The organism is Parafrankia irregularis, assembly GCF_001536285.1.
Lineage (GTDB): Bacteria > Actinomycetota > Actinomycetes > Frankiales > Frankiaceae > Parafrankia > Parafrankia irregularis.
Genome location: NZ_FAOZ01000012.1, coordinates 1 through 16,731 on the forward strand (window position 1 = coordinate 1; position 16,731 = coordinate 16,731).

15 protein-coding genes are annotated in these 16,731 nt (G+C 71.0%); 6 read left to right on the forward strand and 9 right to left on the reverse strand.

Going from position 1 to position 16,731, the window contains the following annotated elements:
- Window positions 1–430: 430 nt before the first annotated feature.
- Window positions 431–1,375, forward strand: coding sequence for an alpha/beta fold hydrolase (locus tag AWX74_RS19235; protein ID WP_242666317.1), 945 nt, complete (start codon window positions 431–433; stop codon window positions 1,373–1,375).
- Between the two features lie 83 nt (window positions 1,376–1,458).
- Here the strand turns inward: AWX74_RS19235 and AWX74_RS19240 are convergent, their stop codons facing one another.
- From AWX74_RS19240 to AWX74_RS19265, 6 genes are all read right to left on the reverse strand, one after another.
- A complete protein-coding gene (locus AWX74_RS19240; RefSeq protein ID WP_091278661.1) occupies window positions 1,459–2,649 on the reverse strand; it encodes an amidohydrolase family protein in 1,191 nt (396 codons plus the stop codon).
- Window positions 2,650–2,781: 132 nt separating this feature from the next.
- Window positions 2,782–3,579, reverse strand: coding sequence for a coniferyl-alcohol dehydrogenase (locus AWX74_RS19245; RefSeq protein WP_091278664.1), 798 nt, complete (start codon window positions 3,577–3,579; stop codon window positions 2,782–2,784).
- A 23-nt stretch (window positions 3,580–3,602) separates the two neighbouring features.
- Window positions 3,603–4,784 carry a phosphotransferase gene (locus AWX74_RS19250; protein WP_091278667.1) on the reverse strand — a complete coding sequence of 394 codons (1,182 nt, stop codon included), beginning with the start codon at window positions 4,782–4,784 and terminating at the stop codon, window positions 3,603–3,605.
- Window positions 4,781–5,884, reverse strand: a complete 1,104-nt coding sequence (locus AWX74_RS19255; protein ID WP_091278669.1) for a TIGR03857 family LLM class F420-dependent oxidoreductase — start codon at window positions 5,882–5,884, stop codon at window positions 4,781–4,783. The genes AWX74_RS19250 and AWX74_RS19255 overlap by 4 nt, the downstream gene beginning before the upstream one ends.
- Window positions 5,881–7,341 (reverse strand): aldehyde dehydrogenase, encoded by a 1,461-nt coding sequence (locus AWX74_RS19260; protein ID WP_091278672.1) that lies wholly within the window; start codon window positions 7,339–7,341, stop codon window positions 5,881–5,883. The genes AWX74_RS19255 and AWX74_RS19260 overlap by 4 nt, the downstream gene beginning before the upstream one ends.
- Window positions 7,328–9,058 carry an acyl-CoA synthetase gene (locus tag AWX74_RS19265; RefSeq protein WP_091278675.1) on the reverse strand — a complete coding sequence of 577 codons (1,731 nt, stop codon included), beginning with the start codon at window positions 9,056–9,058 and terminating at the stop codon, window positions 7,328–7,330. The genes AWX74_RS19260 and AWX74_RS19265 overlap by 14 nt, the downstream gene beginning before the upstream one ends.
- A 412-nt stretch (window positions 9,059–9,470) precedes the next feature.
- On the opposite strand from AWX74_RS19265, the gene AWX74_RS19270 reads away from it, so the two are divergent.
- From AWX74_RS19270 to AWX74_RS19280, 3 genes are all read left to right on the forward strand, one after another.
- Window positions 9,471–10,409 carry an amidohydrolase family protein gene (locus AWX74_RS19270; RefSeq protein ID WP_091279009.1) on the forward strand — a complete coding sequence of 313 codons (939 nt, stop codon included), beginning with the start codon at window positions 9,471–9,473 and terminating at the stop codon, window positions 10,407–10,409.
- The gene (locus tag AWX74_RS19275) at window positions 10,406–11,560 is read left to right on the forward strand and encodes an acyl-CoA dehydrogenase family protein (RefSeq protein ID WP_091278678.1); all 1,155 of its coding nucleotides are present in this window, start codon (window positions 10,406–10,408) and stop codon (window positions 11,558–11,560) included. Before AWX74_RS19270 ends, AWX74_RS19275 begins: the two co-directional genes overlap by 4 nt.
- A gap of 61 nt (window positions 11,561–11,621) precedes the next feature.
- Complete coding sequence (locus AWX74_RS19280; RefSeq protein WP_091278680.1) at window positions 11,622–12,824, forward strand: acyl-CoA dehydrogenase family protein; 1,203 nt, start codon at window positions 11,622–11,624, stop codon at window positions 12,822–12,824.
- Between the two features lie 87 nt (window positions 12,825–12,911).
- Here AWX74_RS19280 and AWX74_RS42860 read toward each other — a convergent pair whose 3' ends face one another.
- The 3 genes from AWX74_RS42860 to AWX74_RS19290 all read right to left on the reverse strand — a co-directional run bounded on the left by AWX74_RS42860 (window position 12,912) and on the right by AWX74_RS19290 (window position 14,808).
- Complete coding sequence (locus tag AWX74_RS42860) at window positions 12,912–13,409, reverse strand: hypothetical protein (protein WP_193209691.1); 498 nt, start codon at window positions 13,407–13,409, stop codon at window positions 12,912–12,914.
- Entirely contained in the window at window positions 13,406–13,873 is a 468-nt protein-coding gene (locus AWX74_RS42865) for a hypothetical protein (protein WP_193209692.1), read from the reverse strand. Before AWX74_RS42865 ends, AWX74_RS42860 begins: the two co-directional genes overlap by 4 nt.
- Before the next feature lie 293 nt (window positions 13,874–14,166).
- On the reverse strand, window positions 14,167–14,808 hold the full coding sequence (locus AWX74_RS19290; protein ID WP_242666318.1) for a TetR/AcrR family transcriptional regulator: 642 nt from the start codon (window positions 14,806–14,808) through the stop codon (window positions 14,167–14,169).
- A 76-nt stretch (window positions 14,809–14,884) separates the two neighbouring features.
- Between AWX74_RS19290 and AWX74_RS19295 the strand changes: the two genes are divergently transcribed.
- Both AWX74_RS19295 and AWX74_RS19300 read left to right on the forward strand, forming a co-directional pair.
- Entirely contained in the window at window positions 14,885–15,304 is a 420-nt protein-coding gene (locus tag AWX74_RS19295) for a VOC family protein (protein ID WP_091278684.1), read from the forward strand.
- A gap of 122 nt (window positions 15,305–15,426) precedes the next feature.
- Window positions 15,427–16,638, forward strand: coding sequence for a hypothetical protein (locus AWX74_RS19300; protein WP_165615690.1), 1,212 nt, complete (start codon window positions 15,427–15,429; stop codon window positions 16,636–16,638).
- The last annotated feature ends 93 nt before the right edge of the window (window positions 16,639–16,731 follow it).

Below are 16,731 nucleotides of genomic sequence, written 5' to 3' on the forward strand. Positions count from 1 at the left end.
GCAGCAGCAGAAGTGTCGATCATGAGGATCACCGGGCCAGGGGTGTCGTCGCTCTATCGGACCCGCGCATCGTCACACCGACCACCGACAGTTCTCACAACCCCGACCCAACCCAGGCCTCGACCGTGGCGGCGGCGGGCCCGACCGTGACGGCCCACGACGGGTGTGCGGCGGTTCAGCGGAACCGCCGCACCCGGCAGACACCCGCGCGCCGGTGCGCACAACCGGCTGCCAAGCAGCGCGGACAGCGGATGCGCACCCGGCTCACCACGACCCTGGGTTTGGCCGCGCCGACGCGCTGAGCGTGACATCGCGGCGGCCTTCGCGCCGCACAGGACGACCATCCCTGCTACGCCGGCCACATCCAAGCGCACCGGCGGACCGGGCCGATCGAGAATTGATCGGTTCTGGCTGGTACGAGAGACGCACGGTGGGGAGCGCAGTGGGCCGGGTCGAGACCGAGGCTGCCGCCAGGCCGGCGGCGCTGGCCGAGTTGGAGACATCCGCGCAGGGACCGCGGATGTCCGACTTCGCGTTGCCGGACACAGTGCTGGTCGATGGCACGCCGATCCGCTACGCGGTGTCCGGGTCGGGAAGCCGCGATCTGGTGCTTGTGCATGGCTACCGGGCACACCACGGGTGGTGGTACCGGATGCTGCCGGCGTTGGAGGAACGCTGGCGGGTGATCCGGTTCGACCTCAGCGGGCACGGCGACAGCGGGCACCGCGACCGCTACGGCGTGGACGTGTGGACGTCCGACCTGATCACGGTGCTCGACGCGGTCGGGTCCCGGCAGGCGTTGTTGGTCGGGCACAGCATGGGCGGCCGGATCGCCGCGGTCGCCGGGGCCGATCATCCGGACCGGTTCGGCGGGATCGTCATGTTCGACTCGATGCTCCGGCCGGCCGGCTCGCCGCCGCCTCGGATGGCGTCGCTTCCGCCCGGCCGCGAGATCCGCTATCCCACCCGGGACGTCGCCGCGGCGCGGTTCCGGCTGCGCCCGCCGCAGCCGGAGCCCTCCGCCGAGGTGGTCCGCCCGGTCGCCGAGTACGCGGTGCGCCCGAGCACGGCCGCCCAGGGCTGGACCTGGAAGTTCGATCAGCGCGGGCTGCCGCTGATCGACAACGACCGGGTGACGGAGAGCCTGGCGCGGCTGCGGAATCCGGTGTGGTTCGTCCGCGCCGGGCGCAGCCTCATCGTCAGCGACGAGGTCGCCGCGTACGCCCGCGCGGCCTTGCCGGCCGGAACGACGTTCGTGACGGTGCCTGAGGCACATCATCACCTCGTCCTCGACGCCACGGACGAATGCCTGCGCCTGCTGGCGGATCTGCACGCTGACCTGGCCGCCACGGTTCGTCCGTGGTCAACCGGCTGACCACGGGCTCCCGGGCGGCCCGGCACAGCACCGCCCGACCTGCCAGTGGCAGGCCGGGCGGACCGTGGAGGATCAGGCGGAGATCAGTCGAGCTTGATTCCGGTGACCGCCAGCGCGTTGTCACGGGCGACCAGCCGGACGTCCGCCTCGCTGAGGCCGGAGAGGGACTCGTCCAGGAAGTCCACGGGCTGACGCACACCCTCGGCGTGCGGCCAGTCCGAGCCGAGCAGCAGGCGGTCGACCCGGACGTCCGCGACGAGCTTGTCGATGTCGTCCTCCCAGAAGGGGGTGATCCAGACATGCTCGCCGAACACCTCCCGCGGGGAGTCGCGGAAGTAGCCGGGGTTGCGGTTGGCGGCGTCGTCGAGGCGGTGCAGCAGCTCGGGCACCCAGGAGGCGCCGTTCTCCACGCTGGCGAAGCGCAGTGCCGGGAACCGGTCGAAGATCCGGTGGCAGACCGCGGCGGCGTAGAAGTCGCTGACCGCGCGGCCTTTCGTGACGATGCCGCGCAGCGGCGAGCGGAACAGGGAGGTCTCCTCGCCGCCCGGCTCCCACATCTGCACGAGGGCGTCGTAGCCGTCCAGGCCGGCGTGCGTGGCCACCGCGACGCCGGCTTCGGCGGCCAGGCCCCAGAACGGGTCGTAGGCCGGGTCGAACGGCGAGCGGTAGCCGCCGGCCACCGGCACCGGCGCGTTGCGCACGTTCACGACGAGGGCACCGGCGTCGATGAGGCGGCGCAGTTCCTCGGCGGCGAACGCCGGGTCGAGCAGCGGGATGTAGGGCACCGCGAACAGGCGGTTCTCGTAGCGGAAGCCCCAGTCGTCGTCCAGCCACCGGTTGAACGCCTGGAACACCTTTCCGGCGGCGTCGGTGTCGCGCTTGAGCGCGTCCTCGAGGCCGACACCGAGGGTCGGGAACACCAGCATGGCGGCGAGGCCCTGCTCGTCCATCACCCGCAGCCGGGCCGCGCGGTCGTGGTACTCGGCGGGCAGCGGCTCCAGCTCACCGAACGCGTCCTTGATCTGCTGCTGGCGCGGGTTGCCCCGGTACCAGTCGTACAGCGCGCCCGGCTTCGCGACGGGATCGAACGTCGGGTTGGCGATGTAGGAGTTGAGGGTGCCGCCCACGAGCAGGCGCCGCCGGCCGTTCACCTCGGCCCAGCGGACCCCCCGGTTGCGCAGCGAGGGGTCCTGGTATCTCGTGAAGGCATCCTCGGCCTCGTAGTAGTGGTTGTCGAAGTCGAAGATCCATGGCTTGGTCGCCGGGCTGGTCACGATCCACCTCGCTTCCCGATCACTGTCTCAGGTCGATACTTCGACGCCAACCCTTCAAAGTCGACGTCGATGTCAATAATAGGCTACCGGCCGCTTCGGCGCTGGCGCTCTCGGTCGGTCTGGCCGGTGACCTCAGTCGGTCTGGCCGGTGATGAGCGCTGCCTGCAGGCCCGCGTCCACCGGGATGTTCACGCCGTTGAGGTAGCCCGCGGCGTCCGAGCCGAGGAAGGCCAGGATCCGCGCGACCTCGGCCGGCGTGGCCGCCCGCCCGTTACCCTGCCGAACCGACCAGTCGATGAGCTCGTCGGTCATCGTCACCCGGAAGTCGCTCAGCAGCGGCGTGCTGACCGGGCCGGGGCAGGCGCTGTTGATCCGTGTCCGCGCCCAGCTGGCCCCGCGCGCCGCGTAGTGCGTGTAGAGCTGGGTGCACTCCTTGGACAGCGCGTACGGGTCGGCGGCCAGGTCGGGATGGGCGTCGAGCCAGGCCAGGGCCTCGTCCCAGTCGTCGATCGCCAGCAGCTTGAGCAGCTCGTCCTTGTGCGCCTGCCAGCCGATGCCGGCCATGGACGAGGTGATGACGACGGCCGCGCCAGCCGGCATCTGCGCCGTCAGCTCCTGCGTCAGCCGCCGGACCGCCAGGTAGTTCACGCTGAACACAACCGGTGCCGGCTGCGTGCCCGCGACACCTGCGTTGTTGAACAGCACGTGGACGGGGCCCTCGATCGCGGCCACGGCCGCGTCGACACCGGCCTGGGACGACAGGTCGGCCTCGATGAAGTGGTCGACCTTGGCATCCGGAGGATTACGGTCGATCACGGTGATGTCGGCCGCACCGAGATCCTGGAGCAGGTCGAGCAGGGCCGCGCCGATGCCAGAGGCCCCGCCGGTGACGACCACCCGCCGCCCGCGGTAGCCGAACGGATTTTCCACGTGAACCTCCGGTGCGGAATGCCTTATGCCGAGGCCGAGAGCAGGTCGAGGACACCCAGGTCGCGAATCGCGCGGGCCGCGTTGGTGGCCATCGACAGGAACATCCGATCGGAGCTGTCTGTGCGCGGAGCACTCGCGTACACGCAGCCGATCATCGTGATCAGCGGACCCTGCAGCATTCCGCGGCGGTAGTCCTCGAAACAGTCCGCGCCCGAGTAGCCGGTCACGCCGTACTCGACGAGCTGGTCGTGATACGCGGCGACCAGCTCCACCTCCTGGGCCCGCCGCGCCGCCGGCGCGAGCGCGGTGGACAGGAAGTAGGCGAGGTCCCGCCCCGGAAAACCGATCTCCAGCGTCTGCCAGTCGACGGCCTGGACGTCCGAGTCGCCGGTGAACAGAAGGTTGTCGAGCCGATAGTCCCCGTGGATCAGGGAATGGCGGGTGGCCGTGTGCCGGCCCCAGCCGCTGACGAGTGCCGCCGCGCGCAGCAGCGTCTCGGCGTCCTCCGGCTCGAGCTGCTCCCGGTACCTCTCGGTGAACTCGGCGGCCGCCGCCGTCACGACCTTGCCGAGGTAGGCCATGCCGCGTTCGTCCGCGCGGACCGGCCAGGCCGTGTCCCTCCCGAGCGGGGCGTCCTTCCCGAAGCCCTCCTCCCCGCTCAGGTTCTCGGCGTTCCAGAACGGGGCGTGCAGGCCCGCGAGGTTGCGCACGGCGATCGTCGCCCGCGCCTGCGAGCAGCCGTCGAGCTGGCTGCCGGCTTCGGCCGGATACGCGTCGTCGAGCACCAGGGTGAACCGGAGCAGGTCGTCGCTGACCGCGGCGTACCAGCAGCGGGGCGTCCGAATCGCCGCCCGGTGCGCGAAGTAGGCGTAGAAACCGACCTCGTTGCGGTAGGCGGACCGCAGCCGCCGGCGGACGTCCGGCGCACCGGCGGCCATCTTGACCACCAGGCTGGCCGGCGCCCCACGTCCGTCCGCCCCACGTCCGTCGAGGTGGAAGCGGTAGCTGACGGCCGTCTGGCCGGTGCCGACCGGCTCGAACCGCACCCCGGTCACCTCGGCGTCGAGACCGCCCGCCCGCAGGACGTCGGTCATCCAGGCCGGCGTGATCTCGGCGGGGTCGTCGACGATCCCGGGGCCGCCACCCAGGACCGCCGCCTGCCCTGACGCGGCTGGTGCGGCTGGTGCGCGAACGTCACCGGTCATGCGACCCGCCCGGGGTTCGCCGGCAGGTCACGGACGGCCGCCGGACGGATATCGCGGTACGCGTCCACCACCGAGGTGAGCTCCGTCGGTGTCGCGCCGTGCATGATCACACCCGTCACACCCAGGTCGAACTGGCGGGCGACGGCGTCGGCGCACTGCCGCGGGCTGCCGGTCGCGCTGGTCGCGATCCACTCCGCCGGAATCAGCGTGGCGAGATGCTCGAGCTCGGCGGTGGTCGCCTTGGCGTCGAAGGCGCCCTTGAAGCCGCGGACGAACGTGTCGGCCCGGAAACGCTCCAGCACCGCAGGGTCCCAGTCGTTGACCCGCACCATCAGGTCGCCGTAGCCCTGCAGGTAGGAGGCGAGCCGACCGATGGTCTTGAGCAGCCGCCGGTCCTCGGGGATCTCGTCGGAGACGGTGGCGAGCACCGACCACACCCGCACCTCGGCCGGGTCTCGCCCCACCGACTTCGCTCCCCGCGCGACAGCGGCGAGCGCCTCGGTGACAGCGGCGTCCGAGTAGAAGGTGTGCAGCACGACCGCGTCGAGGCAGCGGCCGGCGAGCTCCAGGGTTCGGGTGCCGAGCGCGGCGATGAGGATCGGGATGTCCTCGTCGAAGTCCCGGTCCTGGTGCAGATAGGGGAACTTGCCGGCCGGGCCGTCGTGGCCGAGCACCATCTCGCCCTTCCACAGCCGGCGCAGCAGGCCGACGACGTCCTCGATCTGCGCGCCGGTGATCGGCGCCAGGCCGAGCGCCTTGAACAGGCCGTCGAAGCCGCGGCCGAGTCCGAGCGCGAACCGGCCGCCGGTAAGGCGGTGCATCGTGGTCGCCATCGTCGCGGTGACGATCGGGTGGCGGGTGTTGTGGTTCGTCGCGGCGGTCGCGATGCCGATCTTGTCGCTGACCGCGCCGGCGGCGCCGGAGAGGGTGGCCGCGTCCTTGGTGGAGAACCGCTCCGAGATGAACGCGGCGCCCAGGCCCAGCTCCTCGGCCTTGCGCACCTCGTCGACCAGGTCGCGCGGGCTCCCGCTGTGCCCGGCCAGGGTGTAGAAGCCGAGCTCGCTGAGCTGGTCTGTGGCCTGCGTGGTCTGTGTTGTCATCTCAGGCTCCCCGGGGTGGAACCGGCCGGCAGGTTGACCGTCTGGTAGGTCAGGTAGGCCGCGAGTGCCTCCGGGCCCAGCTCGCGGCCGATCCCGGAATCCTTGACCCCACCGAACGGCGCGACGTTGTCGAGCATGAACATGTTGACGCCGAGCACGCCGACGTCGATCCGGTCGGCCAGGGCGTAGCCCGCCTCGACGTCGGACGTCCAGATCGTGCCACCCAGCCCGTAGCGGGTGCCGTTGGCGATCGCGACCGCGTCATCCACCGTGTCGTAGGGGATGACGGTCAGCACCGGGCCGAAGATCTCCTCCTGGGCGATCCGCATCGCCGGGTCGACGTCGGTGAAGACGGTCGGTTCGACGAAGAAGCCGCGTGCCTGCCCGGCGGGCCGGCCGCCTCCGAGAGCCAGCGTGGCGCCCTCGTCCCGCCCGATCCCGATGTACTCCTCGACCCGGTCCCGCTGCCGGGCGCTGGCCAGCGGCCCGAGTCCGGTGGCCTCGTCCAGCGGATCACCGACCTTCAGCGCGCCGACCGCCGCGAGCAGGCCCTCGACCAGCTCGGCGTGGCGGTCACGGGGTGTCAGGATGCGGGTCTGCGCGACGCAGGCCTGCCCGTTGAGCATGAAGCCGTACTGCAGGATCCCGGGCAGCGCACGGCCGAGGTCCGCGTCCGGGAGCACGAGTGCCGCGCCCTTGCCGCCGAGCTCCAGGCTCACCGGGCGCAGCAGCTCCCCGCACAGCGAGGCGATGCGCCGGCCGGCCGCGGTGCTGCCGGTGAACGAGATCTTGTCGACGCCCGGGTGGGTCACCAGGTACTCGCTGACGTCCCGGTCGGCCGGGACGACATTGAGCACACCGGGTGGCAGGTCGGCGTCCGCGGCGGCGTCGGCGAGGATCTGCAGGGACAGCGGGGCGTCCGGCGCCGGCTTGAGCACGACGGTGCAGCCGGCGAGCAGCGCCGGGCCCAGCTTGAGCGCGCTCAGGTAGAGCGGCACGTTCCAGGCCACGATCGCGCCCACGACCCCCACCGGGCGCCGCCGCACGACGGTCGGCCCGAGCATTCCCGCCCTGGTCTCGGTGAAGGCGATCTCGGGGGCGAGCCCGGCGTAGTAGTCCAGCGTCATCGTCGCCATCAGCACCTGCGCCAGCCGGGCGGCGGCGACGGGGGTGCCGTTCTCCTGGCTGATCGTGACGGCGAGTTCCTCGGAGCGCGCCTGCAGCGCCTTCGACAGCCGGCCCAGTGCCGCGCCGCGCTCGGCCGGGTCCAGCCGGGGCCACGGCCCGGAGTCGAAGGCGGCGCGGGCGGCGGCGACGGCCCGGTCGATGTCCGCGCGCTGCCCCACCGGCACCGAGCCGACGACCTCCTCGCTGCCGGCGGAGATCACCTCGAACACCTCGGTGCCGGCCGGGGCGGTCCAGCGCCCGTCGATGTAGAGCTCGTTACGCGCGCTCACCGCTCTCCTCCACTTCGTGGTCTTCTTTGACGTCTTCGGTCGGCGCCGGCGACCCGGCCTGAGCGGCCGGCGACCCGGCCTGAGCGGCCGGTGGCTCCGCGCCCGGTAGCTCCGCGGCCGGTGGCTCCGCGGCCAGGCGGTCGAGGTACTGCTGGCGGAGCGGGACCTTGTAGAGCTTTCCCGTCGGCAGCCGCGGCAGCTCCGCCGCGAAGTCGACGACCCGCGGCACCTTCGGCCCGGCGAGGTGCGCCCGGACATGGGCGCGCAGCTGTTCGGCCAGCTCCGGTGTCGGCTCCGCCCCCGCGACGGGCTGGACGACCGCCTGCACGTACTCGCCCATCTCCGGGTCGGGCAACCCGAAGACGGCCACGTCCTCGACGTCCGGGTGGATCGTGAGGCAGGCCTCGATCTCCGCCGGGTAGATGTTCACCCCACCCGAGATGATGGTGAACGCGCTGCGGTCGGTGAGGTAGAGGTATCCGTCCTCGTCGACGTAGCCCATGTCCCCCAGCGACAGCCAGTTGGCGTGCTCGGGGTGGCGGGCCGACAGCGTCTTCTCCGCGTCGTTGTGGTACTCGAACACGGTGTCCTCGCGTTCGAAGTAGATCGAGCCCGTCTCACCGACGGGCAGCTCGGCGCCGTCCGGGCCGCAGACACGGATCCTGCCCAGTGACGCCCGGCCGACCGACCCGGGGCGTTCGAGCCACTCCGCCGACGAGATCACCGTCATGCCGGCGCCCTCGGTGCCGGAGTAGTACTCGGTCACGATCGGGCCGAACCAGTCGATGATCTGCCGCTTCACCGGCACCGGGCACGGCGCTCCGGCGTGCAGGACCCGCTGCAGGCTGGAAAGGTCGTAGCGCCGGCGGATCTCCTCCGGGAGCTTCAGCAGCCGGACGAACATCGTCGGCACCGCCTGCAGGTGGGTGACCCGCTCCCGCTCGATCACCTCGAGCATCTCCCGGGCGTCGAACTTCTCCATGATCACCACGGTGGCGCCCAGCTCGTGTGCTCCGCGCACCCAGCCCAGCGGGGCCGCGTGGTAGAGCGGCGCCGGGCACAGATACACCGAGCGCTCGTTCATGCCGGCGAGGCTGCGGCACATCCGCGCGCCCTTCGCCACGATGGGCACGCTGCCGTCCAGCTCCTGCAGCGGCCGCTTGATCCCCTTCGGCCGCCCCGTCGTGCCCGAGGAGTAGAGCATCAGCTCGCCCAGCACCGGCCGCGCGGGGCTCTCGGCGGGCACCGCGGCGATCGCGGCCTCGTAGGCCTCGAACCCGTCGGCGCCGCCGCCGTCGGCGCCCTCCCGGACGCCGTCAATCATCAGACGGGTGGCGCAGCCCGGCACCTCACGTGCCGCGGGAACCGCGGTCGCGGCGAGCGTCGCCGTCGTCACCAGCGCGCAGGCTCCCGAGTCGCGCAGGATGTAGGCGATCTCCTCGGCGGTCCCATAGCGGTTGATAGCCGTCAGGTACAGGCCCGAGCGCACCGCCGCCCACAGCACCTCCATGAACCGCGGATGGTTCTCCGCCAGCAGCGCGACGACGTCGCCGGCGACCAGCCCTCGGTCACTCAGGAGCCGGGCCAGTCGGGCGGACCGCTCGTTGAGGGCGCCATAGGTGATGACCTGCCGACCGCGAGCCATGACCAGCGCGGGCCGGTCCGGATCGTAGGTCGCGTAGCCGCTGGGATCTGCCACGTAGCCGCTGGGCTGCATATGTCCTCGTGTCCTCCAGCCTCACCGGCGAGGTGCTGGTCCCCCGACCGTGATGGACGTGGACGGCGTGGGAATGGGATGTTCGGTCTCTGGTCGGTGCGTCGGGGCAGCGCCACGAAAGATCGGTCCGCCGCCGCGGGAGCGAGCGTAACGCACCTTGATATCGATGTCGACATCGAGACCGGTTGGCGGCTATCGTGAGCCCGGTCCGGCCCGCACCACAGCCGGCCCGCACCACATTTCCAGCCCGCACCACATATCCAGCCCGCACCACATCGCCGCACGACCCGACCGCCGCACGACCCGATCGCCACACGAGCCGCACGACCCGATCGCCGCAAGTCCCGGCATCACGTCGCCGCCGCACGTCCCGGCATCACGTCACGGCATCACGTCACGGAAGGTGTCCAAGGTGGCTTCCGCGCACCCGTCCCCCGCCGCTCCGGTCGCTCACGACCGGCCCTGGCCGCTCGACCTCGGCGTGATCGACACCCTGGTAGGGCTCCCCCAGGACCCGGCCGCGCTGTACCGGCAGATCCGCTCGGTGCTGCGCGACAAGGAGTCGCGCGAGGACTTCGTGATGCCCGCGTCGTACATGTTCCACGACGTGCCGACCACCCACGAGGCGCAGGACGCGGACCCGGTGGCCCTCGTGCTCGGCGAGATGGACCGCCACGGCCTCGACGTCGCGCTGATCAGCCTGAGCGCGAACACCGAGGTCGCCCAGCGCGCGCTCACCGAACACCCGGGCCGGTTCGTCGCCTCGTGGACCTGCGACCCGAACCAGGGCATGGCGGGGCTGCGCACCCTCGTCCGCATGCACGAGGAATGGGGTGTCCGCGCCGTCTCGCTGTTCCCGCACGGGGTCTCCCCGCAGGTCGCCATCGACGCGCCGCAGATGTACCCGATCTACGCCAAGTGCGTCGAGCTGGAGATCCCCGTCTTCGTCTCGGTCGGGATCGCCGGCCCCCGGGTCCCGTCCATGGTGCAGCGGGTCGAGCTCATCGACCAGGTGATGTACGACTTCCCCGAGCTCGTCTTCGTGATGCGCCACGGCGCCGAGCCGTGGACGGACCTCGCGGTGAAGCTGATGCTCAAATGGCCGAACCTCTACTACTCGACCAGCGCCTTCTCGCCGCGCTACTACCCGGCGAACATCATCGACTACGCCAACACCCGCGGCGCAGACAAAATCATCTACGGCGGCTACTTCCCGATGGGGCTGAGCCTCGACCGGATCATGACGGAGCTGGCCCAGGTCCCCCTCAAGGCGGAGGTGTGGCCGAAGTTCCTGCGCGAGAACGCCGCCCGCGTTCTCGGCCTCGGCGACACCGACAGGAAGACCCCGTGAACCTCGCCTTCTCCGACGAGCAGAACGAGCTGCGCCGGACGGTCCGCGACTTCCTCGACAAGAACTCGCCGGAGACCGAGGTCCGGCGCCTCATGGAGACGTCCGAGGGCTACGACCCGGACGTCTGGCACCAGCTCGCCGCCGAGCTGGGCATCGCGGGGCTGGCACTGCCCGAGGAGTACGGCGGCGCGGGCTGCGGATTCGTCGAGCTGGGCATCGTCCTGGAGGAGGCGGGGCGTGCGCTGCTGTGCGCGCCGCTGCTGTCGACCGTGGTCCTCGCCGCCTCCACCCTGCTCGAGCTGGGTGACGCGGGCGCCTGCGCCGACTACCTGCCCGGCATCGCCGACGGGACGACGCTGGCCACCCTCGCGCTCACCGAGTCCACCGGCCGCTGGGACGACCCCCACGCCATCACCTGCGCCGCGTCCCCGTCCCCGAGCGCGGGCTCGGGCTCGGGCTCGGGCGGCTGGACCGTCTCGGGCCGCAAGTCGTTCGTGCCCGACGGGCAGACCGCCGCGCTGCTGCTCGTCGTGGCCCGCACCGACGCCGGCCTGAGCGTGTTCGCGGTCGCCGCCGACGCCCCGGGGGTGCGGCGCGAACCCCGCGCGACGCTCGACCAGACCCGCCGGCAGGCCGACCTCACCTTCACCGCAGCCCCCGCCCGCCTGATCGGCACCGACGGCGCGGCCTGGCCGGCCCTGGAGCGCGTGCTCGACCTCGCCGCGATCGCCGTCGCCACCGAACAGGTCGGCGCCGCGTCGCGGGTGCTGGACATGGCCGTCGACTACGCGAAGACCCGAGTCCAGTTCGGCCGGCCGATCGGCGCGTTCCAGGCCATCAAACACAAGCTCGCCGACCTGCACCTGGCCGTCGAGTCGGCGCGTTCGGCCGCCTACCACGGCCTGTGGGCCGCGGCCGAGAGCCCGCTCGAGCTGCCGGCGGCGGCCAGCCTCGCCAAGGCCTGCTGCGGCGACGCGTTCGTCACCGCCGCCACCGAGAACATCCAGGTGCACGGCGGCATCGGCTTCACCTGGGAGCACCCGGCCCACCTCTACCTGAAGCGGGCCCACAGCTCCCGTCAGCTGTTCGGCAACGCGGCGCAGCACCGCCAGCGCCTCGCCCAGGTGCTGCTCGCCGAACTCCCCGCCTGACGCACCCCACCATCCTTCTCGTAGCCGAACCCTCATGAATCCCAGCGGAGGCGCAGACCCGATGCCGAACCCAGCCGCCCCGGTGTCCGACCGGCCCGCCGAGGGGCGGTCGGAGTTCCAGGCCCGTGTCCACGAGTGGTTCGCCGCCAACGCGCCACGCAAGGGCTCACCGGAGGACTTCTCCGCGGTGCACATCGTCAGCGCCGCCACCGCCGAGGAGTACCGCGCGCAGGAACAGCACGCGATCTCCGTGACCCGCGCGTGGCAGCGCAGGCTCTTCGACGCCGGCCTCGCCGGCCGCTCGTGGCGGCCCGAGTACGGCGGGCACGGCGCACCCGACTGGCAGGACGAGGTCGTCATCGAGGAGCAGGCCCGCTGGGGCGTGTCGACGAAGATGTTCGCCGTCGGCCTGGAGATGGTGCCCGCGGTGCTGTTCGGGCACGGCACGCACGAGCAGCGCGCCACCTTCCTGCCGCCGATTCTGCGCGGCGAGCACAGCTGGTGCCAGCTGCTGTCCGAGCCGGGCGCCGGCTCCGACCTCGCCAACGTGCAGACCCGGGCGACCCCGGTCGACGGCGGCGGCTGGTCCGTCACCGGCCAGAAGGTGTGGACGTCCAACGCCGGGTGCAGCGAGTACGCGCTGCTCATCGCGCGCACCGGCAGCCGGGAGGAGGGCCGTGCGGGCCTGTCCTGCTTCCTGCTGGACATGGCGCAGCCCGGTGTCGACATCCGGCCGCTGCGGCAGATGTCCGGGGCCTACCACTTCAACGAGGTGTTCCTCGACGACGCCCACGTGCCGGAGAACGGTCTCATCGGCGCCCCCGGCGAGGGCTGGGCCGTGCTGCGCACGATGCTCGCGAGCGAACGCGCCGCGATCGGCGGCGGCACCAGCGCCCGCTCCGCCACCCAGCTCGTCGGCCTGGCCCGCACCCTCGGCTGCGACGGCGACCCGGTCGTGCGGGACCTGCTGGCCCAGGCCGCCATCCGGGAGCGCACCCTCGACCTGCTGCGCGCCCGCATCGCCGCCGGCCACGCCGTCGCCGCCGCCGGCCCGACCACGAAACTGCTGTACTCCGAGCACGCCCGCCTCAGCGCCGACGCCGCGACCACCATCCTCGGGATGGCCGCGACCGTCGTCGACGACGAGGTCTCCGCCCCGTGGATCGAACGGCTGCTGTTCGCCCCCGGCCTGCGCCTGGGCGGCGGCACCGACGAGATCCAGCGCAACGCCATCGCCGAACGAGGCCTCGGCCTCCCCCGCTGAGCGGCCGCAGGCACCTCGTTCGATCGACGGAGACTGGCGCGGTGCCGCCGGATCGTCCGCGCCGTCGCAGAGAGCCCGCCCCGCTGGTTACGCCCGGACCAGGGTGACGGTGCGTCCAGCGGGGCTCGTCGCGGTGGTGATGACCGTGCGCTCGACGATGTCCTCGGCGTTCGGACGCTGATCGAAGATGACGAGAACGCCGGTGGCCAGGCCCAGGCGGTCGAGGTAGCGGTCGAGTTGACCCAGACCCGCGCGCAGCGGGTCGGCCCGGCCCTCGCGCCACACCTTGAGCTCAAGAGCCTCCCGCTGGAGGCGGCGGGTGCCGTCCTCGGCGGTGTGTGGCCAGCGGATCAGCAGGTCCGTACGCCCGGTGCCGACGCCGTACTCCCGGTCGACGTAGCCACCGCCGTTCACGACCCGCTGCAGAAAACCCATGAGCACCAGCTGGGGCGCCGCCTCGTGGTAGTAGTCACGAGAGGTGAGGAACTCGCCGTGCTCCATCCAGAATTCGGTGAACTCGCTGATCATTTTCGGCAGGTCGAAGGTGCCGTCGGGGCGCACGAACGACCGCGGGTCCGCGGTCACGCTTTCCTGGCGCGAGCAAGGATGAGCCGCTCCTTGGCCTGCTCCACATGGTCTGTGGTGATCGGCTCGACGGGTGGGACTCCGATCTCCTCGACGATCTCACGGGCGAGCGCGTTGACCAGCCACGGCTGGCCGGCGGTGAGCTCGACTGCCCGATCGACGGCGGCCGACGTGAACTCCCGGCCGGTCTCGGAAGTGTGCTGCGCGTAGAGATCCCGCACCTCGTTCGCGGTGAAGTCCCCCAGCCGCAGCGACTCCAGCTTGATGTTGAACGGGCTGGACGTCCCCAGCCGCGACGGATCCCCACCAGACGCGGCTTTGTAGTCGCGGACGTCGCGCAGCCCGCGCAGGGCGACCGAGGCGGGAAAGCTGTCAGGACGTCCACGGAAACCATCTCGGAGCTGGCTGAGCACGCTGATCAGAGTCAGCCCGCGCAGAGAGTCGATCTCGTCGAAGAACAGCACCAGCGGCCGCGGGCAGGCCTGCGCCCACGCTGTCAGGGCCGCTACGAGCAGGGCTCCTTCCGCGGCCTCGGGCCAGGCCGGAGGCCGCAGCGGGAGCGGCAGTGCTCGATCGGCCTCCGCCCGGATTCGTTCCAGGACCGCACGGGTCGCCGCGCTGATGTCGTCCTCCCACGCCCGCCCGGCCTCGCAGGAGAACAGCAGCGCGGCCTACCGGCCGGTCGCGGTCAGCTCACGGGCGAGCGCTTCCAGCGTCGTCGTCTTGCCCCGTTCGTCCGACGACGCCTGACAGAGTCCTACCGCAGGACGGTCGCGGTGAGGGTGTCGACGATCCAGTGTTCCCACCGGTCCGGCGTCCAGCCACAGTCGGCGAGCAGGTGGAACACCTCGACGCTGTTCAGGGCGAAGAAGATGTCGGTGGCCTCGTCCACGGTCAGTCCTTCGCGTAGGCCCTGCTTGGCGGCGAGCTGTTCGGCGAGGACGCGCATGGCGGTGAGGCGTTGCCGCTGGTTGGCCTCCCACTGATCGGCCATGTCCGGATCGGTACCGGCGGCGTCGCGGACGATCCGCATGATCGGTGCGATACGAATGAAGATCGCCCGGCTGTTGGCGATCCAGATGGCCAGGGCCCTGCGGGCGTCGGGCTCCTCGCGCATCCGTTCCAGCCAGGGCCGCTCCAGCACCGCGGCGGGCTCGTCGTCGCCGGCCGCGAGGATGTCCACGCCCTCTTTGAGCACGGTGCGTTTGTTGCCGAAGTGGAAGTAGACGGTCTGGACCGCCACACCGGCCTGGGCGGCGATCTCGTCCAACCGGGTGGCCGCGTATCCCTGCCGCAGGAACAGGTCCAGGCCCGCTTCGACGATCCGTCGCCGGGTGGCGCGGGCCTGCTCCCCGCGGCGCGCGCCGCGCTTCGCCACGCTCTTGACATCGTCCGCCACGCGCTGCACTCTACGCTGGACGAAACATTAGAGCTGACTCTAGAGTTCGGTCGCAGACATCTTGGAGGGGATCTGCATGGGTACCGACGTGGGCCAACTACGCGGGTTTCATCACGTGAAACTCCCGGTCGCGGACATTGCGCGCAGCCGCGCCTGGTATCAGCGGGTGCTCGGCTTCGAGGTCGCGCTGGAGTTCGTCGAGGACGGCGTACTGATGGGCCTCGCGCTGCGCGACCCGTCCGGCACGGTGGAGCTGGCCATCCGGGCCGACGCGACACGGGCCGCCGCGCTCGCCGGGTTCGACCCGATCGCCCTCGGCGTGCCCGACGGGGCCTGCCTGCGGACCTGGGAGCAACGCCTTGACGACCTCGGTGAGCCGCACGGCGGGGTGGTCACCGGCCGCAGCGGATCGGTTCTCATCGGCCTGCACGACCCGGACGGCATCGAGATCCGCCTCTACACAGAGCACAACCACGAAGCAGGGAACCCGCGATGAGTTCCGCCCCGCACAGCCACTAGCGGCAGGCAAGACCGCCGAATCACCGGGATCCGGATCGCGGGACGACACTTCAATCCATTTCAGAGGGTGCTGCCATGGTGGACCAGGAACGGGCGATAATGCTGCGACGCACCGAATGGTGGCTGTTTCGTCAGGCGTTACCAAAATTCATTGCGAAGCAGGGGTTCCGCAGCCACACGCTGGCCCGGATGTTCCCCTTCCTGTTCTTTGTCGACGTGGTGACCGCGGAAGAACCGCTCGAGGACTTCCTCGGAGCCGACTGGCGCGTCACGCTGGCTTTCTCCGTACTCCTGTCGACCGCGCTGTGGCTGTTCGTGACCCGTATCGGGCGTCGCCCGCCGCCCCCTGTACCGACCTGGCTGGCAGTCATTCTGGTGAGTGCATACTTCCTGGCAGCCCCACTGGCGGCCACGGTTTACGCCGCCGCCCGGCCCGAGGAGTTCCAGTCCGGCGACCTCACTGGGATCGTGATCGTTGAGCTCGTCATCCTGGCTGTGGCGTTCGGGGTGGCGAACATCTCCACCCGGTACGGGCTGGTGGCGCTGTTCATGCATGCGCTCCGGCACGTGGCCGGCGATCTTCGCAACAGCTTCGGCCTGCTGGGACACGCCCTGCCGGCCGTGCTGTTCCTGACGGCCTTCCTCTTCTTCACCTCCGATATATGGGGGCTGACCCAGCATCTGTCTCGCTGGCGCCTCGGCTTCCTGTTCGTCCTGTTCGCGGCGGTGATCGTGCTTGCCATCCGTGCCCGGTTGCGCGAGGAGCTGGACAATCTGCAGACTTCCATGTCAACCCCGGAGCTGGAGCGGGCGTGCCACGGCACACCTCTTGAACCGGTCGCGGCAGAGCTGGCGCCGTTGGCGCAGGTGACCCGCCTCCAGCGGGCCGAAGTGCGAAACATTCTGCTGGTTCTGGCCTCCCGCCAGCTGATCCGGGCCACCGTGGTCGGCGTGGGCGTGTTTCTGTTCTTCGGGCTTCTCGGCCTGATCACGATCACCAGCCCCACCGCCAGGAGCTGGATCGGTGCGGCGCCCCGGGACCTCCTGCCCGGCATATCGGTGGAGACCGTCAAAGTGTCCGCCCTGCTCGCCGGCTTCAGTGTCATGTACTTCGCGGTCTCGTCGATGACCGACGGCGAGTACCGGCAGCGGTATTTCAACTCCGTCCTCAAGGAGATCAGCCGGGTTCTGGCCGTTCGTGCGGTCTATCTGAAGCTGCGGGAGACGACGCCCGGCCCCGCAGCGGACGACGCCGACGTGAGCGCTCCTCCGGCCCCGGAACCGCGATCGCCTGACGTCCTCTCCGCGTGACGACTCCCTTGCCAAATTCGGTCACGCGGAGGGCGTGAAGGTCAGGGCGCCAGCCCGGGCTCGAACAGACTGGCAACGGAGTCGTCACGAGTG

Excerpts from the sequence above, each read along its gene's own strand:
- AWX74_RS19295 (WP_091278684.1), top strand. The coding sequence starts at position 14,885 with ATGGGTACCGACGTGGGCCAACTACGCGGGTTTCATCACGTGAAACTC.
- AWX74_RS19265 (WP_091278675.1), bottom strand. The coding sequence starts at position 9,058 with ATGCAGCCCAGCGGCTACGTGGCAGATCCCAGCGGCTACGCGACCTAC.
- AWX74_RS19250 (WP_091278667.1), bottom strand. The coding sequence starts at position 4,784 with ATGACCGGTGACGTTCGCGCACCAGCCGCACCAGCCGCGTCAGGGCAG.
- AWX74_RS19300 (WP_165615690.1), top strand. The coding sequence starts at position 15,427 with ATGCTGCGACGCACCGAATGGTGGCTGTTTCGTCAGGCGTTACCAAAA.
- AWX74_RS19255 (WP_091278669.1), bottom strand. The coding sequence starts at position 5,884 with ATGACAACACAGACCACGCAGGCCACAGACCAGCTCAGCGAGCTCGGC.
- AWX74_RS19280 (WP_091278680.1), top strand. The coding sequence starts at position 11,622 with ATGCCGAACCCAGCCGCCCCGGTGTCCGACCGGCCCGCCGAGGGGCGG.